Here is a 26,494-nt window from a genome sequence, read left to right on the forward strand (position 1 = left end):
AAGATTCTCCATCAGAGCTTCTCCACGTTGACCAGGAATGACTTGGATTCCGGGGTCTGTGTATTGCCATCGCCGAGAAACGGCACCAGGGTGTTGGTCAGGTAACCGTGGCGTGTCAGGCCGGTGAAGCCCCAGTGCAGCGGAATGCCGATCTGGTGCACCACCTGGTTGTTGACCTGCAACGGCCGGATCCTTTTGGTCACCACCGCCACCGCTTCAATGAACCCGCGCTTGCTGCTCACGCGAACCCGATCCCCGGCGACGATGCCTTTCTCTTTGGCCAACACCTCGCCGATTTCCACGAACTGCTCCGGTTGAGCAATCGCGTTCAACTTGCAGTGCTTGCTCCAGAAGTGGAAATGCTCGGTCAGCCGGTAGCTGGTCGCTGCATACGGATAATCCTTGGCCACGCCGAGGCTGTCCCACACCGAATCGAAGATCCGCGCCGCCGGGTTGCTGGTGGCTTTCTTGTTTTCCGGGTGCAGCGGGTTGATACCGATCGGCGTTTCGAACGGCTCGTAGTGCTCGGGGAATGGCCCTTCGTTCATCTTGTCGACGGCGAAGAACCGCGCCACGCCTTCGGGGTTCATGATGAACGGGTTCATCCCGGCTTCCGGCGGCACGTCGGCCTTGTAGTCCGGCACGTCGGTGCCGCCCCAGGCCTTGCCGTTCCACCAGACCAGGCATTTTTTTGCATCCCACGGTTTGCCGGCGACATCCGCAGAAGCGCGGTTGTACAGAATCCGTCGGTTGGCCGGCCAGGCCCACGCCCAGCCCTGATGCTGATGCATGCCGTAAGGGTCGTTGTTGTCGCGGCGGGCCATCTGGTTGCCGGCTTCGGTCCAGCTGCCGCAGAAAATCCAGCAGCCGGACGCAGTGCTGCCGTCATCTTTGAGCTGGGCGAACCCGGCCAGTTGCGAATTGCCCTTGATCGCCGCACCCGTGGCGTCGGTGAAATCAGTGGTGGCGTAACCGTTGACCTCTTTGGCGATCTCTTCCGGCGAGGGTTCTTCGGCGATCTTGTACGGCCACGACAGTTTCAACAGCGGGTCGGCGAATTTGCCGCCCTCCGCCTGATATCGCTCACGCAGACGCAGGAACAGCGCACTCATGATTTGCACATCGGTACGCGCCTCGCCGGGGCCGTCGGCACCTTTCCAGTGCCATTGCAGCCAGCGGCTGCTGTTGACCAGCGAGCCGTCCTCTTCGGCAAAGCACGTCGTTGGCAGGCGGATGACTTCGGTCTGGATGTCGGCGCTCTTCACATCGTTGAACGGCCCGACGTGTTCCCAGAACTGCGAGGTCTCGGTGGCCAGCGGGTCCATCACCACCAGCCATTTCAGTTTGGCCAGTGCCGCCATCACCCGGTTCTTGTCCGGCAACGCGGCAATCGGGTTGAAGCCCTGGCACATGTAGCCGTTGACCTTGCCCTGCCCCATCAGATCGAACACCTTGAGGATGTCGTAGTTGGGGATGTCGAGTTTCGGCAGGTAGTGGTAGGCCCACTGATTCTCGGCGGTGGCATTGGCGCCGTACCAGGCTTTCATCAGGCTGACGTGGAATTTGCTGTAGTTCTGCCAGTAGGACAATTGCCCCGGCCGCAGCGGGACTTGCGTGCGTTTATGGATGAAGGCCGCGTAATCCTGCTCGGCGTCGGTCGGCAAGGTCAGGTAACCCGGCAGCGCGTTGGACAGCAGACCAAGGTCGGTCAGGCCCTGAATGTTCGAGTGCCCGCGCAAAGCATTGACCCCGCCGCCGGGCATGCCGACGTTGCCCAGCAACAGTTGCACCATCGCCGCGCTGCGGATGATCTGCGAGCCGATCGAGTGCTGGGTCCAGCCCAGTGCATAAAGAATCGTCATGGTCTTGCCCGGCGCCGAGCAAGTGGCGATTTCCTCCCAGATCTTTTTCATCGCATCGACCGGCATGCCGCAGATCTGGCTCGCCAGGTCGATGTTGTAGCGGCTGTAATGCTGCTTCATCAATTGGTAGACGCAGCGCGGGTCCTGCAGGGTCGGATCGACTCTGACGAAGCCGTCGTCACCCAGCTCGTAACCCCAGGTGGATTTGTCGGTGTAGCTGCGCTTGGCCGCGTCGTAACCGGTGAACAGCCCGTCCTCGAAGCCGAATCCGGCTCTGACGATAAACGACACGTCGGTGTAGTTGCGCACGTATTCGTGCTGGATCTTGTCCTCGGTCAGCAGGTAATTGATCAGCCCGCCCATGAACGCGATGTCGCTGCCGGTGCGAATCGGCGCGTAGTAATCGGCCACGGATGCGGTCCGGGTAAACCTCGGATCAACCACGATCAGCCGCGCGGCGTTGTGCGCCTTGGCTTCGGTCACCCATTTGAAGCCGCAAGGATGGGCTTCTGCTGCGTTGCCGCCCATCACCAGGATCAGATTCGCATTGGCGATATCGGTCCAGGTGTTGGTCATGGCTCCACGGCCGTACGTCGGGGCAAGACTTGCCACCGTCGGGCCGTGTCAGACACGCGCCTGGTTATCGAACCCCAGCATGCCGAGACTGCGAACCACCTTGTGGGTGATGTAACCCGCTTCGTTGGACGCCGCCGACGCCGCGAGGAATCCGGTGGTCAGCCAGCGATTGACCGTTTGGCCCTGGGCGTTCTGCTCGACGAAATTGGCATCGCGGTCGGCCTTCATCAGGTCGGCAACGCGGTCGAGGGCTTCGTCCCAGGTGATCCGGGTCCATTCGCTGCTGCCGGGCTTGCGCACCTGCGGGTACTGCAAGCGGCCGGGGCTGTGAATGAAGTCCAAAAGGCCCGCGCCTTTCGGGCACAAAGTGCCGCGGTTGACCGGGTGGTCGGCGTCGCCCTCGATATGGATGATGTTTTGCGCAACGTTCTTCGCGGCATCGCCCTGGCTGTACATGATCAAGCCGCAACCGACCGAGCAATACGGGCAGGTGTTGCGGGTTTCATGGGTGTGGGCAAGCTTGAAGTGGCGCACCTGCTCGGCGAAGGCCTGCGTCGGGGCCATGCCCAACGCGCCCAGGCTAGAGCCTGCAAGGCCGATACCGGCGACCTTGAAGAACTGACGACGGCTGAGATCCATCGTGCACTCCTGATCAGGTGGAACCCGGTACTGGTGCCGGGTTTGTTCTGGACAATCACGGTTGCGGCACACGAGTGCCGACTTTTTCACTGTAGACAAAGCCTCTGCGACCTGTGTGAAAACCGACCGTCGGCCACCCCTCGGTCATAAGTCAGCCCAAACCTTGTGGGAGCGAGCCTGCTTGCGATGACGGTGGTACATCCACATTCGTAGCGCTTGGTCTGACGCTATCGTCGGATCGCCGCCCGGAGCAGGCTCGCTCCCACAGGGGATGGGGGTTTATCATCGCCGGCACGACCCATCTCCGCCTTCAGAGACCGCGCATGACTTTCGATTTTGATCAGGTATTCGACCGCCACGACACCGGCAGCACCAAGTGGAGCCGCTACCCGGCCGACGTGTTGCCGATGTGGGTCGCTGACATGGATTTCGCCGCCCCGCCGGTGGTCATCGAGGCGCTGCACCAACGTCTGCTGCACCCGTTGGTGGGCTACAGCGTGGCCCAGGACAACCTGCGCGAGGCCATCGTCGCCGACCTCTGGAACAAGTTCGCCTGGTGGGTCAAACCCCAGGAACTGATCTTCCTGCCGGGCGTGGAGTCGGGCTTCAACATGGCGCTCAAGGCGCTGGTGCAACTGCAGCAGAACGTCGTGGTGCAAACCCCGAACTACCCGCCGTTGCGCCACGCGCCGGGCCATTGGGGCCTGAACAAGGTCGAGCTGGAATTCAACGCCCAGGCCGACGGCAGCTACGCCACCCCGCTGGACGCACTGCGTGAATCCCTGAAAGGTGGCGGCGCCCTGCTCCTGAGCAACCCGCACAACCCGATCGGCAAGGTCTTTGGCCGTGAAGAACTGCAAGCCGTGGCGGACATCTGCGTGGCGCGGGACGCCTGGATCATCTCCGACGAGATCCATGCCGAGCTGTGCTATGACGGCCGCGTGCACATTCCGACCGCGTCCCTGAGCCCGGAAATATCCCGCCGCACCATCACCCTGATGTCGGCGAGCAAGGCCTACAACATCGCCGGCCTCAAGACGTCGTTCATGATCATCCAGGACGCGGCCCTGCGCGAACGCGTCAACCACGCCCGCTGCGGCATGGTCGACAGCGTCAACCCGCTGGGCATGGAAGCCACGCGCGTGGCCTACAGCGAAGCCGGTCCGTGGCTTGAGGCGCTGAAACAGTACCTGCAAGCCAACCGTGACTGGCTGGTGGACGCGGTGCGCAACCGCTTGCCCGGCGTGACCCTCAATGTGCCGCAAGGCACGTATCTGGCCTGGCTCGACTGCTCGGCGCTGGATCTGGACGACCCGCAGAAGTTCTTCCTGGACCACGCCCGGGTCGGCCTCAGCCCGGGTCTGGACTTTGGCGACCACAGCCAGCAATTCGTGCGCCTGAACTTCGGTTGCCCGCGTTCGATGCTGGAAGAAGGCATTGCCCGGATGGAGCGAGCCCTCAAGTCCTGGTAGTCAAGTCAGGGTAAATCCAAGCGTCAATCCGATCGAACTCAGCGCAAGCGGGTCGGGTCAACCGGCCTACTTGCCATGAGACCCGGAGATTGACGATGACCGACTATCCAAAACCCCCGTTCCCGAAACAGGCGCAGCCGGTTCCCGGTTCGCAGCGCAAGATGGAGCCGTATCCTGATTGCGGCGAACAGAGCTACACCGGCTCAGGTCGGCTGGCCGGCAAGATTGCCTTGATCACCGGTGCCGACAGTGGCATCGGTCGGGCGGTGGCGATCGCCTTTGCCCGCGAAGGTGCCGATGTAGCGGTCGCCTATTTAAATGAACACGAAGACGCCAAGGAAACCGCGCGCTGGGTCGAACAGGCCGGCCGCCAGTGCCTGCTGCTGCCTGGAGACATTGCCCAGAAAGCCCAGTGCCAGGCGTTGGTGGACAAGACCGTCGAGCGCTTCGGCCGCATCGACGTGCTGGTCAACAACGCGGCCTTCCAGATGACCCATGAAACCTTCGAGGAGATTCCTGACGATGAATGGGTGATGACCTTCGACGTCAACATCACCGCGATCTTCCGCCTGTGTCAGGCCGCCATCAAACACATGGGACCTGGTTCCTCCATCATCAACACCAGTTCGATCAACTCGGACATGCCCAAGCCCACCCTGCTCGCCTACGCCACCACCAAAGGCGCCATCGCCAATTTCACTGGCGGACTGGCGCAAATGCTCGGCCCGCGGGAAATCCGCGTGAATTGCGTGGCGCCGGGACCGATCTGGACGCCGCTGATTGTCTCGACCATGCCCGATGAGGAAGTGCAGCACTTTGGCGAGCAAACACCACTCGGGCGTCCCGGCCAGCCAGTGGAGGTCGCGCCGATCTACGTGCTGCTGGCGTCTGATGAAGCCAGCTACATCACCGGCCAGCGCTACGGCGTGACCGGCGGCAAACCGATGCTCTGAACCGCCTGCCAGAAAAAGTGAACCGCTGGACAAGGCGACCTCTCCATACCTTCATGGCCCGTTCGGGTTGCAAGAGATCAGGAGGTCGTCATGTCTGCGCCTATTATCAAGCTCTTCACCCAGCCGAACTTTGCCTGGACTGACATCCGCCGCGAAGAAGAGGCCCACCCGCGTCATTACCTTGCTCACCTGCTGTTGCTCGCCCTCGTCCCGGCGGTGTGCCTGTTCATTGGCACCACCTATGTCGGCTGGAGCCTGGCGGTGGGTGAAACCGTCAGGCTCAGCAGTGCCAGCGCCTTGCAGCTGAGTGTCCTGCTCTATATCACCATCGTGGTCGGCGTGGCGATCATTGGCGGTTTCATCCGCTGGATGTCGCGTACCTTCGATGCCCGGCCGACACTCAACCAGTGCATCGGTTTCGCGGCGTACACCGTCACCCCGTTTTTCATCGCCGGTCTCGCCGGCCTGTATCCCAGCCGGTGGCTGGCGGTGCTGGTGCTCGGCGCTGCATCGATCTATTCGACATTCCTGTTGTTCGTCGGCCTGCCGACCTTCATGCACGAGCGCAAGGAACAGGGCCTGTTGTACTCGGCCAGTGTCTGGGGTGTGGCGCTGCTGGTGCTGGTGACGTTATTGGTGTCGATGATCCTGCTGTGGTTCAACGTGCTGACGCCGGAATACCTGCGCACGACTGCAGGTTAGGCCGATCATGTCGGGGCGGCATCGAACTGACCTTACGGGCCGCGCGTCATGAGCTTCATCATCTGGGTGGCGGTGCTCGGTGCCGTGCTGCTGACCCTGGCGCTGACATCGTCGTACCTGCGCTGGATGCCGGTCACGACCTCGGCTGTTTGCCTGCTGCTGGGCGTCGGCATCGGGCCGGCAGGGCTTGATCTGCTGAAACTGCCGCTGGACGAAGCCTCTTTGTGGATGGAGCACCTGACCGAAGTCGCGGTGCTGTTTTCCCTGTTCGTCTGCGGTTTGAAGTTACGTTTGCCATTGCGCGACAAACGCTGGCGGATTGCATTCGGTCTGGCAGGTCCGGTGATGGTGCTGACGATCATTGGCGTCTGCCTGTTGCTGCATTTTGGCCTGAACCTGAATTGGGGCCCTTCGCTGTTGATCGGAGCGATTCTGGCTCCGACCGACCCGGTGCTCGCGGCGCTGGTGCAGGTTAACGATGCGCGGGACGTCGACAGCGTGCGTTTCGGCCTGTCCGGCGAGGCCGGGCTCAACGACGGCGTTGCATTTCCCTTCGTGATCCTCGGGCTGTTGCTGCTGCACGGTGAAGGGTTTGCCGCCGAGTGGCCCGACTGGGTACTGCGCAGCCTTTTGTGGGCGGTTCCGGCCGGGTTGCTTTGCGGCTACTGGATGGGCCGTGGCATCGGTCGACTCACCTTGTCGCTGCGCATTCGCAACGATGACAGCACCCTGAGCCCGAACGACTATCTGGCCCTGGCGTTGATTGCGCTGGCGTATGTGGTGGCTGAATCCATTGGTGGCTACGGCTTTCTGTCGGTATTCGCCGCCGGCCTCGGCTTGCGACAGGAGGAAGTCAAATCCACCGGCGCCCACCAACCGCCCGCCGAACACATGGTGCAACCGGTGGTCGGTCATCAGAACGTCGAGCCGCAGCAGGCTGTGCACGGCGATACCGAGCGGCTGGAAGACAGTCAGGTGGCCGCCGGCATCATGATGGGCGACATGCTCGCGTTCGGCGGTTTGGTGGAACGGGCGATGGAAGTGTTTCTGGTTACCCTGCTGGGCGTGGTGCTGGTCAGTCACTGGGATTGGCGGGCGCTGTTGGTCGGCGGCGTGCTGTTCTGTGTCATCCGCCCGGTCTGCGTGGGGTTGATGCCGTGGGGATCGCTGCTCGCGGGGCGCCAACGGTTATTGATTGGCTGGTTCGGTATTCGTGGGATCGGCAGTCTGTTCTATCTCTTCTATGCGCTGAACCATGGGTTGGGCGACAGCGTGGCGACGCTGTGTACCGACCTGACCCTGTCGGTGGTGGCGCTGAGCATTCTGCTGCACGGCGTCAGCACCCAGCCGATCCTCGCCAGCTATGAGCGGCGCAAGAATCGAAACGGGCGAAAAAAGCCCGGCCATGATGACCGGGCTCGATAGCGGGGTGACATTCATCCTCCCGGATTGGTTACCTGAATATAGAAGGCATAGCTGCCGAGCAACATCCAGAATGTGGCGAAAATCCACGGCGTACGAATGGAAAACAGCAATGACTTGCGATACCCCTTGTGGCTCGACTCCATTTCGCTGAATAACGGCGATTCGTCATAAGCCAGGCCCATCAGCGGTTCGCTGCGCAGCAATTCACTTTGCTTGTAGTGCCAATGATCGATGATGTCGTAGGCAGCACGAATTCCCGGCCAGGCATTGAGCGAACTGAGCAGGCCGAGCAAGGCCAGGAACGGTGGCACCACCAGGGTGAACAACTTGCCCCACTCGGGGTTGAGGTTGGCCATGCAGGACGCGAAGGCAATTACCAGAAACGATTGCGCTGCCAGGTAGGCGTCGGTGCGGTTGGCCAGGATGCTGGTTTCGTACTGGATTTCCCGACGGTAGAAATCCAGCCGTTCCTTGGGTGAACCGAACATCTTCGCGTTGTGTTCAGTCAGGGTTTCTTCGGCGGTCGGTTGGGTCAGTATGCGAGGCACGGTACGAACGCTCCGAAAGGCAAAGCGTTTGGAGCCGCCCCGTCGCGGACAAGTTCAGCCGGATTCAGCCCCGGTTCGTTTCATCGTCTGGGCAATAATCGTTACAAGATTCATCTGATTGAACGGTTTCGACAGCCGTGGCAACCCCGCTGCGAAGCCTTCGAGGCGTTCGGCAAAGCCGGTGGCGAGAATGATCGGCAGATCCGGCTTGAGCAAACGCACGGCATGAGCCAGTTGCGCGCCGCTCATATGCGGCATGGCCATGTCGGTGATCATCAGGTCGATGACCTCTCCCTGGTCAAACAGCTCAAGCGCGTGGGTACCAGAGGAGGCGCTGATCACCCGATGGCCAAGGTCTTCCAGCAGCAGGACGGTGCTGGTACGCACCAGACTGTCATCATCCACCACCAGCACGCTGAGGCGCGGCACTGTAACGGTGGACACCATCGTGCCAGACGATTGGGTCGCGACTCCGTCGAGGGCGACCGGTAACCAGAGCTCAGCAGTGGTGCCCTGCCCCTTGATACTTTTCAGAAAGAACCGGCCGCCCAGTTGTTCGATGAAGCCATGGACCATCGACAATCCCAGGCCGGTGCCCTTGCCCAAACCCTTGGTGGTGAAAAACGGATCGGTTGCCGACGCCAGCGTATCAGCGTCCATGCCTTCCCCGGTATCGGTCACCCGCAGACAGACATAGCGCCCGGCCGCGAGCGTCGAATCGTTTTGTTCGATGACCACTTCAGGTTCCGCGCTGATGGTGACGCTGCCGCCCTCGGGCATGGCGTCGCGGGCGTTGGTGGCGAGGTTGAGCACCGCCAGTTCGAGCTGATTGCTGTCGGCCAGCACCGCTTGCAGGTCTTCGGGAAACTGCGTTTCGATGCGGATCCCCGGCCCCAGCGAACTGCGCAGCAGCCCGGTAATGCCCTGCACCAGCTTCGCAATGTCGACAGGTTCGGTCTTGAGCTCCTGACGCCGGGCGAAGGCCAGCATGCGTTGGGTCAGCGATACGCCGCGCAATGCTCCCTGAGTGGCGTTCTCCAGCAGGCGGCTGACCTTCGGGTCGTCGCCTACACGTTTGCGCACGATCTCCAGATTACCGAGGATCACCGTCAGCAGATTGTTGAAGTCGTGGGCAATGCCGCCGCTGAGTTGACCGATGGCCTGCACTTTCTGCGCCTGAAACAGCGCTTCACGGGTTTTCTCCAGTGCGTGCTGGGCCTCTGTGGCTTCGGTCACATCACGGGTGATCTTGGCGAAACCAAGCAGCGTTCCGGTTTCACCGCGAATCGCATCGACCACCACATGCGCCAGGAATCGCGTACCGTCCTTGCGCAGACGCCAGCTCTTGTTCTCGAAACGGCCCTCGCGCGCGGCGGTTTCCAGAGCGCGCTGGGGTTCGCCGATCTCACGATCTTCAGGGGTGTAGAACATCGAAAAGTGCTGGCCGATGACCTCTTCCGGCCTGTAGCCCTTGATCCGCTGCGCACCAGGGTTCCAGTTGGACACGCGGCCGTCCGGGCTGAGCATGTAGATCGCGTAGTCGCTAACGCCCTGCACCAGCAGGCGAAACTGCTGTTCGCTCTGCTTGAGGGTTTCTTCGGCCATCTTGCGGTCGGTCAGGTCGCGGGTGATCTTGGCAAACCCGAGCAGTTGCCCGCTCGGGCTGAAAATCGGATCGATCACCACGTGGCACCAGAAGTGCGTGCCGTCCTTGCGCACCCGCCAGCCCTCACCCTCGAACCGGCCTTCGCGGATCGCCGTGTCCAGCGCCCGCTGCGGCATACCGTTGGCGCGATCTTCGTCGGTGTAGAACCTTGAAAAGTGCTCGCCAAGGATCTCGGCTTCTTCGTACCCCTTGAAGCGTTTGGCGCCGGAATTCCAGCTGGTGATGATGCCTTCGGGGTCGATCATGTAGATCGCGTAATCGACCACCGCATCGATCAGCAAACGAAAACGCATGTCTTCGATTGCAGCGGACTTCTTGTTATCGCTCATCAGGCTTGGCTCAAAGCAAATTCTCAATGACAGGAGTATGCGTCAAACCGGGGGAATGGACAGCGTCTTCTGTGTGAGCGAGGTGCCACCAGCGCGGCAGCAACTGCCGGATACGACTTTCGGCAAAGCGATCATCGATCAGCATCACCACGCCGCGATCCTGCTGGGTACGGATCACCCGCCCGGCAGCCTGCACCACTTTCTGCACGCCTGGGAAAAGATAGGTGTAGTCGTAACCGGCACCGAAGATCGCCGCCATACGGCGCTTCATCTGTTCATTGACCGGGTTGAGCTGGGCCAGCCCGAGGGTGGCGATGAACGCGCCGATCAGCCGCGCGCCGGGCAGATCGATGCCTTCACCGAAGGCGCCGCCGAGCACAGCGAAGCCCACGCCTTGGCTGTCGGCGGTGAATTGGTCGAGAAAATCCTGCCGCGCGCCTTCGGTCATGCCCCGGGACTGCTGCCAACGGGTGATATGCGGGTGCCGCTCGGCCAGTAACTGCGCAACCTGTTGCAGGTAATCGAAGCTGCTGAAGAACGCCAGGTAGTTGCCCGGGCGTTCGTTGAACTGGCGGGCGATCAGCTCGACAATCGGTTCCAGCGACGCTTGTCGGTGCGTGAAACGCGTGGAAATCCGGCTGACGATCTGCACCTGCAATTGTTCGGCACTGAACGGCGACTCGACATCGATCCAGACCGTGTCGGCCGGGGTGCCCAGCAAGTCGGCGTAATAGTGGCGCGGGCTGAGGGTGGCGGAAAACAGCACGCTGCTGCGCGCCGCCGTCAGGCGCGGGCCGATGAACGCCGCCGGCACCACGTTGCGCAGGCACAGTTGCGATAACGGGCGTTTGCGTTCGAGATCGCGTTTGCTGATGTCGAACAGGTAATGCGCGTCGAACAGTTCCGCCACCCGACCGAACTGCAGCATCTCGAAGTAGAAGTTCTGCAATCCGCTGTCGAGCCCTTGCGGGTGATCGTTGAGGTAGTCGCCGATGCTCGCCGTGCAGGACGAGAGCGCCTGCAGCAGTTTTTCCGGCGCCTTGTCGTAGGCCTGATACGGCGCCAACTGGTCATTGTGCAGGGCGTTCCATTCACGGTTGACCCGTTGCAACGACTTCTTCAAGACCTCGGGCGCGGTTTTGCGCACGCTGCCCAATGTCGCCTGATCGAGGGTGGCGCTGTACATCTGCCGCCCGCGCTCGACCAGGTTGTGCGACTCGTCCACCAGCACCGCAACGTTCCATTGATTGAACTGGGCGAGACCGAACAGCAGTGCACTGAAATCGAAGTAATAGTTGTAGTCCGCCACCACCACGTCGGCCCAGCGGGCCATTTCCTGGCTCAGGTAATACGGACACACCGCGTGTTGCGCCGCGACGTCTCGCAGCGCGGTCTGATCCAGCAGGCGCAATTGGCTGGCAGCCTCACGGGCGGCGGGCAAACGGTCGTAAAAGCCCTGAGCCAACGGGCAGGATTCGCCATGACAGGCCTTGTCCGGGTGTTCGCAGGCCTTGTCCCGGGCGACCATTTCCAGCACCCGCAGGGGCAAGGTTTCGCTGTGATCGAACAGCACTTGCGCTGCATCCAGCGCCAGTTTGCGTCCGGGCGTCTTGGCGGTGAGGAAGTACACCTTGTCCAGTTGCTGCGGCGCCAACGCCTTGAGCATCGGAAACAGGGTGCCGAGGGTCTTGCCGATCCCGGTCGGGGCCTGGGCCATCAGGCAGCGGCCGGTGCTGACGGCCTTGAACACCGATTCGGCGAGGTGACGCTGGCCGGGGCGAAAGGCAGCATGAGGAAAACCCAGCTGCTGCGCCGCCCGGTTGCGCGCTTCGCGGTGGGCCATTTCCTGTTCGGCCCACGCCAGGAACAAACCGCACTGTTGTTCGAAGAACTGCCGCAGCGTATCGGCGCTGAACGCTTCGACCAGACAGGTTTCCTTTTCCGTGACGATGTCGAAATACACCAGCGCCAGATTGATCTGCTCAAGCTGTAATCGACAGCACATCAACCAGCCGTAGATTTTTGCCTGGGCCCAATGCAACGAACGGTGATTGGTCGGTTGCTTGCTCAGGTCGCCGCGGTAGGTTTTGACTTCTTCCAGGCAGTTCTGCGTCGGGTCGTAGCCGTCCGCCCTGCCCTTGACCTTCAATGGCCCGAATGCGCCCTCCAGCGCCACTTCGCTCTGGTAGGCGTCGTTGCGCCGGGACGCCACCGTGCGATGCCCGGCGATGCCCTCCAGCGCGGTCGGCGACGGCGTGAAGCGCAAGTCGAGGTCACCGGTTTTTGCGGTGAATTCGCACAGCGCCCGCACCGCGATGCTGTAGCTCAAGCGCCCTGCTCCGCCCATTGCACGTAACACACGGCGACCGGCATCCGATGCGTGTTGCAGAACTCCAGCCAGCGCAGCTGGTTGTCCTGCAGGCGATCGCCGGGGCCTTTGACTTCGATCATCCGGTAGGTCCTGTGCTGCGGCCAGAACTGGATCAGGTCGGGCATGCCGGCACGATTGGCCTTGATGTCCAGCAGCAGACGGCTGAACCAGTGCTTGAGGTGTTCAGCCGGCAGACAGGCCAGCGCCTGCTCCAGCAGTTCTTCATTGAGCGCGCCCCAGAACACGAACGGCGACTGCACACCCCATTTGGCGCTGAACCGCGCGCGGATGGTGTCGGCATAACGGCCATCGTCGAGTTCGGCCAGACAGGCCTGGAACAGCTCCGCACGTCGGGGCTGGAAGTCCTCGTTGAGCAGATCCACGGGTCCGCGCTGGAACGGGTGAAAGAACGCGCCGGGCAGCGGCGCGAAGATCGCCGGCCAGCACAGCAGGCCGAACAATGAATTGATCAGGCTGTTTTCCACGTAATGCACCGGGCCCGTCTCTTCGTGCAGATGCGCCTGAACGTGATACTCCACCGACAACGCCGGATCGAGACGCGGCAGGTGCAGGTCCAGCCGCTCCACCAGGCCGGGCGCCGTGCGCTTGATCGGTGGCCCGCCGAGCTTGCGCCGCAAACGCGGCAACACCCGTTGCAGGCCCTGTTGTTCGGTGGCGGTTTCAGGTGCCTGCTCGGCAATGACCGCCAGTTCCAGGGCCAGCGCATATTCGGCGCTGCGCTCCAGCACGCGGATCATCCGCAATCGGGCGCCGGGATAGGCGCAATCGCGATAGATCTTCAGGGCCAGGGAGAATTCGCCGATGCGCTCGCAGTATTGGCCGATCTGGAACAACAGCTTGCCGCGCCGGCGTTGCAGCCACGGGTTGTCGAAATGCAACGCGGCGACCTGTTCGACGATCGGTTCCAGTGGTTCGCCCGCTTCGAAATACAGCTGGCAGTTGTGCAGAAACAGGCACGCATCGACGTCGGCACGGCTGCGCAAGCCAAGGGAATCGGCACTGAATTCGACTTTTTCGTAGGTGAAAATGCCAAGGTCGGCGAGCACGAACTCTGACCAGTCCTGATAGAGGTTGCCGAAAAACATCAGGCGAAAACGGTCGCACAGGTCCATCAATGTCAGGCTGAACAGCCGGTCGGCCAGCGTCGGGCACCATTGCTGGAAACTGCGTGGCTCGGGGAATTGTTCGTGCAGCAGCGGCAGCCAGTCGACTTTCTTGCTTTTAGGCTGGTCGATGGCCGGGGCGAAGGCTTGCAGGATCTCGGCCTTGAGCAACACCTCGAACAGCTCCACCATCGTCAACGGTGCCTGTTCATCGAGCCAGCCATGCTCCAGCAGTGGTTGCGCCGCTTCGGCGATGTCGCCGATTTCCGTGTAATTCAGCTTGCTGGCCCGGAAATGTACACCCTTGCGCATCACCATACGCACCAGCAAACCCTGGGACGGACGCGGCAGCGCCTTGAAGTCGCGAATGAAGGCATGTTCCGTTTCGCTCATGACATCGGCATAGCGAAGCTCAAGCCAATCAAGCACCTGGCGGAAGTTGTTGAGGTAATAGAACGGGTCGTCGAGGGGATTGGCAGTCACGGTGGTTTCGGGGCCATGGCAAGCGAGTACTGGTTATGCGTACAGATACCAGCCTGTCCCGGCGGGCGCAAACGGAAAAGGATCAATGGCATCGGCAAAGCAGTTTTTTTCACTTGGCCATCGAACTTTTCCGGGTGTCACGGCACCAACCGCGTTAGAGGACCGACAATGGTCGAAATGAATGAGGAAGCCGTCCTATGAAAATCAAAACCTTGGGTATCCCGCTGGCAGTCGCTGCGCTGTTGACGCTGGCCGGTTGCTCGACGCCAACGGTGGTCACCCTGCAGAACGGCACCCAGTACCTGACCGAAGACATGCCCGATACCAAAACCGAGGATGGCTTCTACGAGTTCAAGGATATTTCAGGCGCCAAAGTCCGCGTACGTGCCGACGAAGTGGCCACGGTGCGCAAAGAAGACTGACGGATAAAACATCAAAAAAGGCTGCGAACCCTATGGGATCGCAGCCTTTTTTGCATTCATCAGCGTGGTAACGCCATGCCCGGGAGTGAGCCGTCGCAACTGAAGGGACGCTCGCCACGGCGAACCAGTTCTTCCTGCAAGCGCTGGCAGCGCTGACGCTCCTGTTGCGCCATGCGGTCGATGCTCAGATTTCCGGTCATTTCCGGCTCATGGTCTTCGCCGATGCGAATCGTCACGAACGGTTGTTCAGGCTGGATATGAAAGCGGCTTTTTTCTTCGACGGGTTTGGCGTCTTCGCTTTTGGCCGGCTCTGGCAGTTGATCGGGTGTCACGCCATAGCGGCTCAGAATCGAGCTGTGAGGCAGATCGGCCCAGGCATTGGCCGACAGCAGCACAAGCCCCGCAACACCGATATACCCCTTGAAACCTTTCACGTGTGAATCTCCTGTACTCGTTGGCGACCCTTACATGACGAACGTTGTCGTCATGGCTTTAGACCGCATTTCCTGTTGGTGCAGGGATTGGAGTCAGGGAATGGCTGGTGAGTCACTTTTGCTATGGGGAGGGAATACGCTCCCTCCCCAACCTTGCCGTCAGGCGATCACGATCCCGTCGGCACTCAGGCTGTTCAACGCAACCCCGACCAGCGTCACCGAGTCAGCGCCGAATTTCAGCACCGTGTCCTGCCCCACCGCCGTGGCATGGGCGCGGAAGTCGTCGTTGGGCGATACGCCCTGCACGCCGAGGAATACCAGTTTGTCGTTGGCGGTGTAACCGACCACGCGATCCTGACCGAACGCGCCGCTGAACAGGAAGGTATCCGCCCCGCCGCCCGATTCCAGCAGATCATTGCCGGCACCGCCGACGAACACGTCGTTGCCCGCCCCGCCGATCAGGTGGTCGTTGCCGTCCAGGCCGAACAGCCAGTCTCCGCTGGCCTTGGCCTTGAGGGTGTCGGCACCGCCGGTGCCCTTCACGCTCGATTCGTACTGGGTGACGTTGTTGCCGACCTTAAGACCGGCCGCCGTGACGCTGTGGGTCACGTCGTCCTTGAACAGGCCCCAGAGGAAGCCCGGCTCCTTGGTGACGATGCTGCCGATGTCGCGGGTGATGCTGATCCCGCCGTTGGCATCGCGGATGTACAGGTTGCCGGCGCCGTCGTTGGCGAAGTCGAAGCTATTGACTGACTTCTGCAACTCCAGGGTGTTGTTGCCCGAGCCGCCGAGCAGGATGTTGTAACCCCCACCATCGCGGAACGTATCGTTGCCGGCGCGGCCCTCCAGGTAATCGTTGCCGTTGCCGCCCTGGATCAGGTCATTGCCGTCGCTGCCGATGATGAAGGTGCTGCCCTTGTGGGTTTCGGCGTTGCGGTTCAGGTCTTGCACCCAGGTGTTGGCCCGCGCCGGATCCGACAGGTTGGCGACGATGATCGTCGAGTCCTTGCTGGTCAGGTCGTAAAACTTCGACTCGATCACCCGGTTCATGCCGTCGCCATAGGCGGTCGGCAGGTGCGAGATCCAGGTCGGAATGTTGACGATCGAGAACGGCAGCACGTTCCACGCCGCCGAGGCGTAGTGGTCGTTGAAGCTGACGATGTTGTCGGTCGCCAACTCTTTGGGCGCGTCGTGCACGCCGAGGGATGCACCGGTGAAGGTCGAGCCGTCGAGGGCGCGGAACACCGGATCGTTTTCATAGCCGACGTTGAGCACCTTGTCGGTGCTGCTCTGGGTCGGCGAGGCGTAGGCGATGTAGTTGGAATCCTGAAAGAACCCGTCCCATTTGCTGGTGCTCAGGTCCGCCATGCTGTTGACCGCCAGCCCGCCCAGGCTGTGGCCGCTGACCAGCACGTCCTTGCCGGTCAGGCCGTTGGCCTTGGCGAACGCCACCACATCGTTCATCAGGTTGCCGAACGCTTCGCCGACGTAGTTCTTAGCGTAATCCTTGGGCCCGAATGCAGCGAGCAAGTCGTTGATCACGTCGCCGATGGAGTCGCCGATCAGGATTTCCCGTGGGCCGCTGGTGCCGCGAAAAGCGATGCCGATTTCCGTCAGATGACCCTGAGCGTCGTATTTGCCGAGGATTTCCACCTGGGCGCTGGTGTAACCGGCCTTTTCACCGAAAAAGGTGCCGCGCGCGTCGGTCTTGCCCTCGTACCCCAGTTGCGCGGCGGTGATAGGGGTCCAGCCGGCTTTTTTCACCGCATCGAGCGCGGCTTTTTCCGAATCGGGGTTCCACGGAATGCCGGGGATCACTCCCTGGGAGTCCGTGCCGCCGATCAGCGCGGTCACCAGCGTGGCCGGCAAGCCGAGGCCGAAGCCGTTGTGCTGATAACCGACGGCAAAGCCGTTATCGAGGTTGTGGTAGGAATACAGCGTAATGGCCATGGCGTCGCTGAACAGCGCCTTGGATTCCGCCGTACCGAAATTCTTGTAGTCATACACACCCATTGCTGTTGCCTCTCTCTTTGTTGGAATTGTTCAGAGATAGCTCACAACCAGAACGCCCCTCCCGAGGCGCCCCGGAGCATTTCAGTACAACTTTCGTTTGTCAGGCGAAGACGAAACTCGAATCCGACAGGTTAGCCACACCAACCCCGACCAGCGTCACGGCAAAGTCGCCAATCTTCAGCACGGTATCGCTTCCGGACTGCGACGCGTGTTGCTTGTAGTCGTAGCCCTGCCCTGCGCCTTCGACGCCCATGAACACCAGTTTGTCGCTGCCCTGGTAGCCATTGATCGCGTCGAAGCCAAAGGCGCCGCTGAACAGGAAGGTGTTGTTGCCACCCACCGCGCTCATCACGTCGTTGCCGGCGCCGCCAACGAAGGTCACGTGGGCCTTGTCGCTTTGCAGGTGATCGTTGCCGCCCAGGCCAAACAGCCAGTCGCCGTCGGCGGTGGCTTTGAGGGTGTCGCCCATGGCGCCGCCGCTGAGCGAGTGGTTGTACTGGGTCAGTTCGGCACCATTGGCCAGGCCTTTGGCGGTGACGGTCCAGGTGATTTCCTTGCTGCCCCACCACGAACCCGACTCCTTGCTGACCAGCGCGCCGATGTCGCGGGTCATGCTGATCCCGCCGTAGGCGTCACGCACGTACAGCGTGCCGTCGCCGTCATTGGCGAAGCTGAAGTTCTGCAGCGGCTTTTGCAGCTCGAAGGTGTTGAGGCCCTGGCCACCGAGCAGGATGTTGAAGCCGCCGTCGTCACGGAAACGGTCATCGCCGCCCAGACCTTCCAGGAAGTCGTTGCCCGCCCCGCCCTTGAGCCAGTCACCGCTGTCGGTGCCGATGATGAACGTGCTGCCGGTGTGCGGTTCGCCGCTGCGGCCCAGATCCTCAACCCAGGTCTTGCCCCGCGACGCTTCTTCAAGGTTGGAGACGATGATCGTCGAGTCCTTGTGCGTCAGGCCGTAGAACTTCGACGCAATCACCCGATTCAGGCCATCGGCATACCCCAGCGAGCTGTGGGCCGACCAGTTCAGCGGATTGGCGATGCTGAACGGCACCAGGTTCTGCGCGGTGGACGCGTAGTTGTCGTTGAAGTTGACGATGTTGTCGGTGGTCGAATCGTGCGGCTTGTCGTGTTTGCCCATTGACGCGGTACTGAACGTGGTGCCGTCGAGCACGCGGAACACCGGGTCGTTCTCGTAGCCGATATTCAGCACGTTGGTGCCGGTGCTGCTCTGGGTCGGCGAAGCGAACGAAATGTAGTTGGCGTCCTTGAAGAACCCGCCCCAGTTGCTCGCGCTCAACTCTGCCACGCTGTTGACCCCGAGACCGCCGAGGCTGTGGCCGCTGATCAATACGTCCTTGGACGCGATGCCATGGGCGACGGCGAACGCGGCCACCGATTTGAGCAGGTTGTCGAACGCGTTTTTCGCGTACTGGGTGGCGTAATCCGACGGGCCGATGGCAGCCAGCAGGTTGTTTTTCATGTCGCCGAAGGTGTCGCTGTAACCCAGTCCGCCGGTGCCCCGGAAGGCCACGCCGATGCCGATCAGCTTGCCCGCGGCGTCGTACTTGCCGAGCACTTCGGCTTCGGCGCTGGTGAAGCCGTCCTTCTCGCCGAAAAATGTGCCCTGCGCCCCGACCTTGCCCTGATAGCCCAGCGCCGTGGCGCCGATCGGCTTCCAGCCAGTGCCGGGCAAGGCCTGCCCGGTCGGCGTGTAGGCATACAGCGTCAGGGCGATGGCGTCGCTGTACAGCGTTTTGCCGTCGGCGTTTTTGTAATCGAACAATCCCATGTTGTGCTCTCTCTTCCTTTCAAAAACGGCAGTTCTCGAAAGAACTGCCGCTACCCCTTAGAACTGCCAGTCCAGCGTCAGGCCCACACCGTGGTCCTTTTCGTTAGAGCCGATCAGCCCGTTGTAGTCCAGGTTGACCCGGACATCGCGATTGAGCGCCAGCCCGGCGCGCACGCCGACCACCGCTGCATCTCGATCCATCGACACACTTTGCACGGTGAATGCACTGTTGCCATTGGCGAACGCCAGGTGACTGTCAGCATCCACGCGGCTCAAGTTGTGCTGCCAGCCCAGGCTTGCGCCCAGTTCCAGCTGGTGTTTCTCCGACAGGGCAAACGTGCGTTTGGCCCGTACACCGAGGGTCGACAACACCACGTCGCGGTTGTCTTCACCGCCCTTCAGTGCGGCGGCATCACCCTTCTCGGTGAAGCTGTCGCTATTGAGGTGCACGTAGGCCAGATTGGCGTACGGCTCCAGGTTCATCGGTTGCAGGCCCAGGTCGTAAGCCGCTTCGGTGAACAATTGCGCGGTGGTCGCATCGCGCTTGGTTTTCTGTTTGCCGCTGACGCCACCGAACTGCAGGTCGCGTTTGACGTCGATGCGATGCCAGCTGTAAGCCGCACCGGCGGTCAGACGCAGCGCATCGATCTGATGCCCCAGGTACGCGCCCAGGTGATAGCTATCGACCGAGGCGGACGAATGTGTGCCCTCGCCCATGCTCAACGAGCTGTCGCTATAACCGGTCACGAAACCCAGGCGGGTATCTTCAGCGATCAGGCCGTCGACACCGGCCAGCAGGCCGCCGATGGAACTGGTGGAATCGGCGTATTTCGATCCGCCATCGCTCTTGCCCCAGGCGCCCAGCACTTTGAGCCAGGCGTTGCTGCGGTCATCGGTCGGCGCGCCGGCATCGAACAGATCACGCTCGCGCAGACGTTCGCCCACGGCATCGCGCAGGTAGCGGCTGTCGTTGATCAGCAGCGTGCCGATCGCCGGGTGAATCTCGCCGGACAGTTGCTGGAAGGCATCCTGCGCAGCGGCCGCCGACGGCGACAGCAACAGGGTTTCGAACAACGCATTGCCGGCGCCGAGGCGTTCGGCGGCAGCACCGACCGCGCGCTGGTTCGGGGTCAGGCCGACGCTGGCGAACGAGGCGCCATTACGGCCGACGTCCAGTTGCACACCGTTTGCCGAGTAAGCCAGGGTGCCGCCGAGGAACGCGTAGTCGGGCAACACTTGTCCGAACTGCCCTTCAATACCGCCCGCTGCCTGCAAGATGTTGAACTGGGTGCCGAGCAGGCTTTTCACTTCGCCCGTGGTCAGCAGCGTCGGGCTGTTTTCCAGCGACATAGTCACGGTTGCGCCTTCGATCACCGCTTTGCCGCCGGCGACGATCCGGTCGCTGCTGGTCGGGGACACTTCCACCGCATAGGTCGAACCCGGTGCGAAGGTCACGTCACCGGCCACGTTCAGGGTGCCGATGGAGTTGCCCGGCGCCACGGTACCGCCGCTGTTGGCGGTCAGCGCAGCGATCCGGCCGTTACCGCCGAGGATGCCGCCGTCATTGACCGTCACCGCCGATTGCAGCGAGCCATTGATTGCCAATCGCCCCTGATTGACCAGGGTCGGGCCGCTGTAGGTGTTGTTGCCGGTCAGCACCAGGGTGCCGATGCCCTGCTTGGTCAAACCGCCATGGCCGGAAATGTCGTTGCGCCAGGTGTCGAGCCCGCAGGTGATGTCGTTGCACACGCGCTCGGTGGGCTTGCCCGCATCGATGATCGCGCCGATGCCCGGCAGATCGGCCACGAACTGACCGGAACCGTAGGCGCCCTGGATGCGGAATTCTTCGGGAATGTCCTGCTCGGTGACGAACATCGCCGGGCCGTCGATGCCCTTGCGCAGGTTGATCATGCCCCAGCCGTACAGGGCGTCGATGCCCGGTGCGCCGAGGTCGGTGGCCGTGGTGCGCAAAACGCTGGCGACCTGATCGCCGGTCATGTACGGGAAGCGCTCCATCAGCACTGCGATGGAACCGGCCACGTGGGGCGCGGCCATCGAGGTGCCGTTGTAGTTCTTGTAACCCGTGGTCAGGTTGTCGGCGTTGGTGCCTTCGATGATCGAACTGAAGATTTTCGTACCCGGTGCCGACACGCAGAAACTCGCGGTGTAGCCGCAGCGCGAAGAGAACGTACTCATGATGTACGGGTTGGCACTGGCCAGATCCGGGTTCTTCTGCAAGGCGGCGACGGTGATCCAGTTCGGCGCGATGTCCGGCACGAAGTAACCGAGGCCGGCGATGGCGTCCGGGTTGTTCAGGTTGTAGTCGTTGCCCGCTGCGAAAATCGTCACGATCCCGCTGCGTGCGGCGGCGATTGCGCCGTCGTAGGCGCCGCCGGGTTTGGTGCCCAGCAGTGTGCGGATCTCGTTGAACTGCAGTTGCGCGTCGTTGACGGTGAAATGCGGGTACGCCGGGTCACGGCCGCCGAGGTCGAAACGGTCGGTGATGCCGATGCCCCAGCTGTTGTTGATGATCCGCGCGCCGCTGGCGATCAGCGCATCCCAGCCGGCCTTGTACACCGCGCCGTCGTTGCCGCGCACGATGCCGTCTTCCGGGCCCGGGTCGCCGTTGTCGGCGCTGATGATCTGTGCGCCGAACGCCACGCCGTGCATCGGCCCGCCGTCACGGCTGCCGGCGGCGATACCGCCGACGTGAGTACCGTGGGCGCCGAGCTTGCCGTCGGAGCCGACCGAGGGCGAACCGTCATAGCGAAACGCGTCCCCGGCTTTGACCGGAATGTACGGGTCGGTGTATTCGCGGATCCCCGAGGTCACCAGGGTGATGACTTTGTTACTGCCGGAAAACTCCGGGTGCGCGGCGTAGACCGGCTGGTCGAAGATCCCCAGTTTCACGCCCTTACCGGTGTAACCGGCGGCGTACGCGTGATCCGCACCGATGGCGCCCAGGCCCCAGTCGGCCTGGAATTCGGCGCTGCGCCAACTGCCCGGATCCCCTGCCCGGCCGCTTTCCACGTAGGGCGCCGCGTTTGCGTTGCCCCAGGTGGCCAGTGCGCAGAGCAAGGCGACGTTGAGAGTTTTCAGGCGAAAGCAGCCACCCGATTGCGCGGGGGTGTTGTTGTTTTTCATCCAGCGACCTTCCTTAGTGATGTTGCGAAAAATCCGTCTATTGAAGTGATCGTTGATCGTTCCCACGCTCGCGCGTGGGAATGCAGCCCGTGACGCTCCGCGTCCCTAGAGGCATTCCCATGCAGACGGTTCGACGCCTCGACGTGGGAACGATCATCCGTGTGTTTAGAACTGCCAGTTCAGGCTCAGGCCCACGCCGTGTTGTTTCTCGCGGCTGGCCAGTTGTCCGGTGTAATCGAGGTTGACCCGCACGTCGCGGGTCAGCGCCAGGCTGGCCTGCACGCCGACCAGGGCGGCGTCGCGCACCAGTGGCGAGCTTTCAACGGTGTACGGCGCGCTGCCGCTGGCGAAGCGCAAATGCTGTTCGGATTCGATGTCGGTCAGGCTGTGCTGCCAGCCCAGATGACCGCTCACTTGCAGTTTCTGCGCGGACGGCAGGTCAAAGGTCTTGATCGCCCGCACGCCGAGGGTGCTCAACACCGCGTCGCGCTGGTCGTCGCCGCTTTCCAGCGCGGCGGCGTCGCCCTTCTCGGTGAAGCCGTCGGTGTCGAGGTGTACGTAGGCCAGGTTGGCGAACGGCTCAAGGGCCAGTGGTTGCAGGTTCAGTCGATAAGCCGCCTCGCCGAATACCTGAGTGGTGGCAGCATCGACCTTGGCTTTCTGTTTGGCGCTGACATTGCCGTACTGCAAGTCGCGCTTCACATCGGCGCGATGCCAGCTGTAAGCGGCGCCGGTACTCAGGCGCCAGGCGCCGATGTCGTGACCGGCGTAGGCGCCGAGGTGATAGCTGTCGACCTTGGCCGAGGAATGGGTGCCCGAGCCCATGCTCAGCGAGCTGTCGCTGTAACCGGTGACCAGACCGATGCGGGTCTGCTCGTCGACCGCGCCGTCGACACCTGCCAGTAGCCCACCGATGGAGGTGCTGTAACCGGCGGTGTCGTGTCGCGAGTCGGTCGTACCCCAAGCGCCGAGGGCCTTGATCCAGCCGTTGCTTTGCGTGGCTTGCGCATCGTGCAGGCGTTCGCCGATGGCGTCGCGCAGTTGGCGGCTGTCGTTGATCAGCACCGAACCGAGGGCCGGGTAGATTTCACCGCTCAACTGTTGAAAGGCTTGTTGCGCGTCACCGGCGTTGGCCGACAACAACAGGCTTTCGTACACGGAATTGCCCGCGCCCAGACCTTCGACGGCAGTGGCCACGGAGCGCTGATTCGGTGTCTGGCCGACACTGGCGAACGATGTCGCGTTGCGCTCGACATTCAAACCGATGCCGTTACCGCTGTAGGCCAGGCTGCCACCGATGAACAGGTAATCCGGCAGCACCGCACCGAACCGACCCTGAATGCCGCCCGCCGCTTGCAGAATGTTGTACTGCTGGCCGAGCAGGCTTCTGGCTTCGCTGGTACTGAGCAGTGTCGGGCTGTTTTCCAGCGACAGGCTCACGGTGGCGCCGTTGATGGAGGCGATGCCGCCGGCGACGATGCGGTCGCTGCTGGTGGGAGACAACTCCACGGCGTAGGTCGAGCCTGGCGCGAAGTTCACGTCACCGGCCACATTCAAGGTGCCGATGGAATTGCCCGGTGCGACACGGCCACCGCTGTTAGCGGACAGTGCACCGATCCGCCCGGTGCCGCCGAGGGTGCCGCCGTCATTGACGGTCACGGCCGATGTCAGCGAGCCGTTCACTGTCAGCAGACCACCATTGACCGTGGTCGGCCCACGATACGTGTTGTCACCGGTCAGAATCAGTCGCCCGTCGCCGGATTTGATCAGGCTGCCCTGATACACCCGACCGGCCGCCGCTGCATCGCGAGCCATGCCCACAGCGTAATCAGTCTGATCCTGTTGGCTGGCACCGGCCGGCACGCCGTTCTGCCAGCCCTTGCTTTGCAGGGTTTGCTGCCAGGCGCTGTGTTCGGCGAGGTCTTCGCTCTGGCGCTGGATCAGGGCTTTGTCGCTGATGTCATTGCTCCAGACATCGCTCCGCCCGGCCGCCAGATGGGCGTCGAACGCCCCGAGCAATTGCCCCGGCCCGCGTATCGCCCGGTAGATATTGGCCACGCCCCAGCCGACCCGTTCGGTCGGCGCATCGGTCACCGAACCGTCGAGCTGGGTGGCGGTGGTCAGCAACACTTCGAGAGCCTGCTGATTGTTCATGTACGGATAGCGCTCCATCACCAGCGCCAGTGCGCCGGTGGCGTGCGGCGCGGCCATCGAGGTGCCGGACTTGATCGCATAACCGCCGTCGGGAATGGTGCTGTCGATCTTCGCGCCCGGTGTGGTGATGCACCAGTATTTGGCGATGCCACACTGGTTGTACTTCTGCTGATTGCTTTGATCCAGCCCGGAGACCGCCAGCCAATGCCCTTCCAGGTCCGGCTGAAAGTACGGCAGCGCCGAGCGCACGCTGGCATTCGGGTAGCCGCTGTTGCCGGCGCTGAACACGTTGATTACACCGCGACGGGAAACGTCCGCCGCTGCGTCAATCCACGTGCCCTTGTTCCAGTGCTGAGCGTAAGCGGCGTGCAGATCCGCAAGGGTTCGATAGCTGACATCCGGCGGCTGGCTGCCCCAACTGTTGTTGATCGCCCGCACGCCGGCATCCGCCAGGGCGTCGTACACCGCTTTGAAGTAACGCGGATCAGGGTTTGGGCCGAACAGGAAACTGTCGTTCTTGTTGGTGTTGCCAACGTAGATCTGCGCGTTGTACGCCACGCCATGCATGCCGGTGCCATCACGGGACGCGCCCATGGTGCCGACCACGTGGGTGCCGTGGGAATCGTTGTTCGGATTGAGGGTGCCGTTGACATTGAACAGCGTGCCGTCGAGGTAGCTGCCGCTGGCCAGTACCGGGTGATAACGGTCGCTGGCGAACTCGGGATGGGCGGCGTCGAAACCGGAGTCCAGCGCGCCGACCTTCACACCCTTGCCGGTGATGCCGGCGGCGTAGGCCTGATCGGCCTGCATCCGGCCCAGGCCCCAGTCACGCAGGAATTCGGCGCTGCGCCAACTGGCGGGATCGCCGGGTTTGCCGGCTTCGAGGTATTGGGCCTGAGCCTGGGTTGCAGACATCACAAGCAGCAGGGTGCCGACCGTGATCGGCTTGATGCATACGTCCATGTTCACCACTCTTTTTGTTGTTTTGGGTTGAAGCTTTTTTGCGTTGAAGTTACGGCGTTATTGCGTCCTTGGGCCTTGTCCGAAGGCCTCATCCACCCGCGCCAGATCCTGCTCGCTCAAGGTTCCCGCGTAGTAATGCAACTTGGTCCAGGCCATGAGGTAGTCATAGCGTGCCTGGGCCAGGTCGCGGCGGGTGGTAAATAGTTGTTGCTCGGCGTTCAGTGCGTCGAGGTTGGTTCGCTCGCCACCGAGAATGCTTTGCTTGGTCGACACCACCAGCGCTTCGGCCGAGGCCAGGGCCTTTTGATAGGCGCGCAGCTTGTTGACCCCGGACAGGCAGGCGCTGAACTGACGACGCAATTCGATCAGCGTCTCGCGGGTCTTGCCGTCCAGTTCGTATTCGGCCTGTTCCATGGTGCGGCTGGCCTGGCGGGTCGAGGCCGACACACCACCACCGGCGTACAACGGCACGCTGACTTCAAAACCGATGGTGTTGGTTTCGTAGCGCTGGTTGTAGGTGTTGCCGCTTTCCGATTCGTTCTGGCGCATCGTGGCGTAAGCGCTGACTTTCGGCAGGTGCCCGGCGCGGTTGCGCTCGACTTCGTAACGCGCCACTTCCACCGCCTGACGCTGGGACGCCAGGTTCGGGTTGTTGCTGATCGCCAGTTCGTGCCAGGTGTCGTAGTTGGCCGGCATCAGGGCGAATGTCTGGAAGTTCTGATCCAGTGGCGCCAGATCACTGATGTCCACCGCCGGCACCCCTACCAATGCGCCCAGTTCCCGTAGCGCGGCGTCCTGCTCGTTGCGGGCCTCGATTTCCTCGGCGGTTGCCAGTTCATAACGCGACTCGGCTTCGAGGATATCGGTGCGAGTGCCCTCGCCTTGGCGGAACATGTGCTCGTTCTGCTGGAACTGCTGCTCGTACGCCTTCTTCTTGGCCAGCGCGATGTCGATCTGGTCCTGGGCAAACAAAGCCTTGGTGTAGTTATCCAGTACGCGAACCAGCAGTTCCTGGCTCTTGCCGCGGAAGTTCTCGTCGGCAAACAGCGACTGGGCCACGCCCTTGCGATACGCCGCGTAGGCTTCGTAGTCGAGCAACGGTTGTTGCAGGGTCAGGCTCGAGCCGTAGCTGTTGTAATTACGCTCATCGGTGCGATTGCGCGCGCGTTCGTCGAGGGACGTGGCCTTCGACGAGTTGCGACCCTTGTTGTAGTTGTAACCCAGTTTCGGCAACAGACCGGCGCGGCCGATGGCGCGGTTTTCGAGGCCTGCATCGCGCTCCTTGATCGCGCCGAGGAACACCGGGTCATTGCGCAACGCCTGTTCGTAGATCTCGAACGGCCCCATGGCCGCCACTGCACTGTTGCCCGCGAGCAGCGCGAACGCTGCCGCCAGCATGGAAAGCTTATTCATACAGCCGAACAT

General features: G+C 62.2%; 16 protein-coding genes. 5 read left to right on the plus strand and 11 right to left on the minus strand.

Annotation, left to right across the window (positions count from 1 at the left end):
* Positions 1-11: 11 nt before the first annotated feature.
* Complete coding sequence (gene fdnG / locus ACTJK9_RS05465) at positions 12-3,077, minus strand: formate dehydrogenase-N subunit alpha (RefSeq protein WP_440812711.1); 3,066 nt, start codon at positions 3,075-3,077, stop codon at positions 12-14.
* Between the two features lie 323 nt (positions 3,078-3,400).
* Here fdnG and ACTJK9_RS05470 point away from each other — a divergent pair, with 323 nt between their 5' ends.
* From ACTJK9_RS05470 to ACTJK9_RS05485, 4 genes are all read left to right on the plus strand, one after another.
* Complete coding sequence (locus ACTJK9_RS05470) at positions 3,401-4,549, plus strand: MalY/PatB family protein (protein WP_440812713.1); 1,149 nt, start codon at positions 3,401-3,403, stop codon at positions 4,547-4,549.
* 95 nt (positions 4,550-4,644) lie between these two features.
* A complete protein-coding gene (locus tag ACTJK9_RS05475; RefSeq protein WP_163975210.1) occupies positions 4,645-5,502 on the plus strand; it encodes an SDR family oxidoreductase in 858 nt (285 codons plus the stop codon).
* Between the two features lie 90 nt (positions 5,503-5,592).
* Positions 5,593-6,204 carry a Yip1 family protein gene (locus tag ACTJK9_RS05480; RefSeq protein ID WP_085610274.1) on the plus strand — a complete coding sequence of 204 codons (612 nt, stop codon included), beginning with the start codon at positions 5,593-5,595 and terminating at the stop codon, positions 6,202-6,204.
* Positions 6,205-6,252: 48 nt separating this feature from the next.
* Positions 6,253-7,629: a cation:proton antiporter gene (locus tag ACTJK9_RS05485; RefSeq protein WP_440812718.1), complete on the plus strand. Its 1,377-nt coding sequence runs from the start codon at positions 6,253-6,255 to the stop codon at positions 7,627-7,629.
* 11 nt (positions 7,630-7,640) lie between these two features.
* Here ACTJK9_RS05485 and ACTJK9_RS05490 read toward each other — a convergent pair whose 3' ends face one another.
* The 4 genes from ACTJK9_RS05490 to ACTJK9_RS05505 are packed head-to-tail and all read right to left on the minus strand — an operon-like array spanning position 7,641 to position 14,150.
* Positions 7,641-8,177, minus strand: a complete 537-nt coding sequence (locus ACTJK9_RS05490; protein WP_064596549.1) for a hypothetical protein — start codon at positions 8,175-8,177, stop codon at positions 7,641-7,643.
* 54 nt (positions 8,178-8,231) lie between these two features.
* Positions 8,232-10,172 (minus strand): PAS domain S-box protein, encoded by a 1,941-nt coding sequence (locus ACTJK9_RS05495; protein ID WP_440812720.1) that lies wholly within the window; start codon positions 10,170-10,172, stop codon positions 8,232-8,234.
* 10 nt (positions 10,173-10,182) lie between these two features.
* Positions 10,183-12,501 (minus strand): ATP-dependent DNA helicase, encoded by a 2,319-nt coding sequence (locus ACTJK9_RS05500; RefSeq protein ID WP_440812722.1) that lies wholly within the window; start codon positions 12,499-12,501, stop codon positions 10,183-10,185.
* Positions 12,498-14,150: a VRR-NUC domain-containing protein gene (locus ACTJK9_RS05505; protein ID WP_221397327.1), complete on the minus strand. Its 1,653-nt coding sequence runs from the start codon at positions 14,148-14,150 to the stop codon at positions 12,498-12,500. The genes ACTJK9_RS05500 and ACTJK9_RS05505 overlap by 4 nt, the downstream gene beginning before the upstream one ends.
* Positions 14,151-14,347: 197 nt before the next feature.
* Here ACTJK9_RS05505 and ACTJK9_RS05510 point away from each other — a divergent pair, with 197 nt between their 5' ends.
* Positions 14,348-14,572, plus strand: coding sequence for a YgdI/YgdR family lipoprotein (locus tag ACTJK9_RS05510; protein ID WP_039768348.1), 225 nt, complete (start codon positions 14,348-14,350; stop codon positions 14,570-14,572).
* Positions 14,573-14,631: 59 nt separating this feature from the next.
* On the opposite strand, the gene ACTJK9_RS05515 is transcribed toward ACTJK9_RS05510, so the two are convergent.
* The 6 genes from ACTJK9_RS05515 to ACTJK9_RS05540 form a co-directional block, all read right to left on the minus strand.
* Positions 14,632-15,006, minus strand: a complete 375-nt coding sequence (locus ACTJK9_RS05515; protein ID WP_064596542.1) for a hypothetical protein — start codon at positions 15,004-15,006, stop codon at positions 14,632-14,634.
* Between the two features lie 159 nt (positions 15,007-15,165).
* Positions 15,166-17,019 carry a polyurethane esterase gene (locus tag ACTJK9_RS05520; protein ID WP_440812726.1) on the minus strand — a complete coding sequence of 618 codons (1,854 nt, stop codon included), beginning with the start codon at positions 17,017-17,019 and terminating at the stop codon, positions 15,166-15,168.
* Between the two features lie 100 nt (positions 17,020-17,119).
* Positions 17,120-18,808, minus strand: coding sequence for a polyurethane esterase (locus tag ACTJK9_RS05525; RefSeq protein ID WP_440812729.1), 1,689 nt, complete (start codon positions 18,806-18,808; stop codon positions 17,120-17,122).
* A 57-nt stretch (positions 18,809-18,865) separates the two neighbouring features.
* Positions 18,866-21,952: an autotransporter domain-containing protein gene (locus ACTJK9_RS05530; protein WP_440812731.1), complete on the minus strand. Its 3,087-nt coding sequence runs from the start codon at positions 21,950-21,952 to the stop codon at positions 18,866-18,868.
* A 165-nt stretch (positions 21,953-22,117) separates the two neighbouring features.
* Positions 22,118-25,069, minus strand: coding sequence for an autotransporter serine peptidase EprS (eprS, locus tag ACTJK9_RS05535; RefSeq protein ID WP_440812734.1), 2,952 nt, complete (start codon positions 25,067-25,069; stop codon positions 22,118-22,120).
* A gap of 57 nt (positions 25,070-25,126) precedes the next feature.
* Entirely contained in the window at positions 25,127-26,494 is a 1,368-nt protein-coding gene (locus ACTJK9_RS05540) for a TolC family outer membrane protein (RefSeq protein WP_440812736.1), read from the minus strand.

It is taken from the genome of Pseudomonas sp. 22082, from assembly GCF_052046055.1.
GTDB classification, from domain to species: Bacteria; Pseudomonadota; Gammaproteobacteria; order Pseudomonadales; family Pseudomonadaceae; genus Aquipseudomonas; species Aquipseudomonas pharyngis.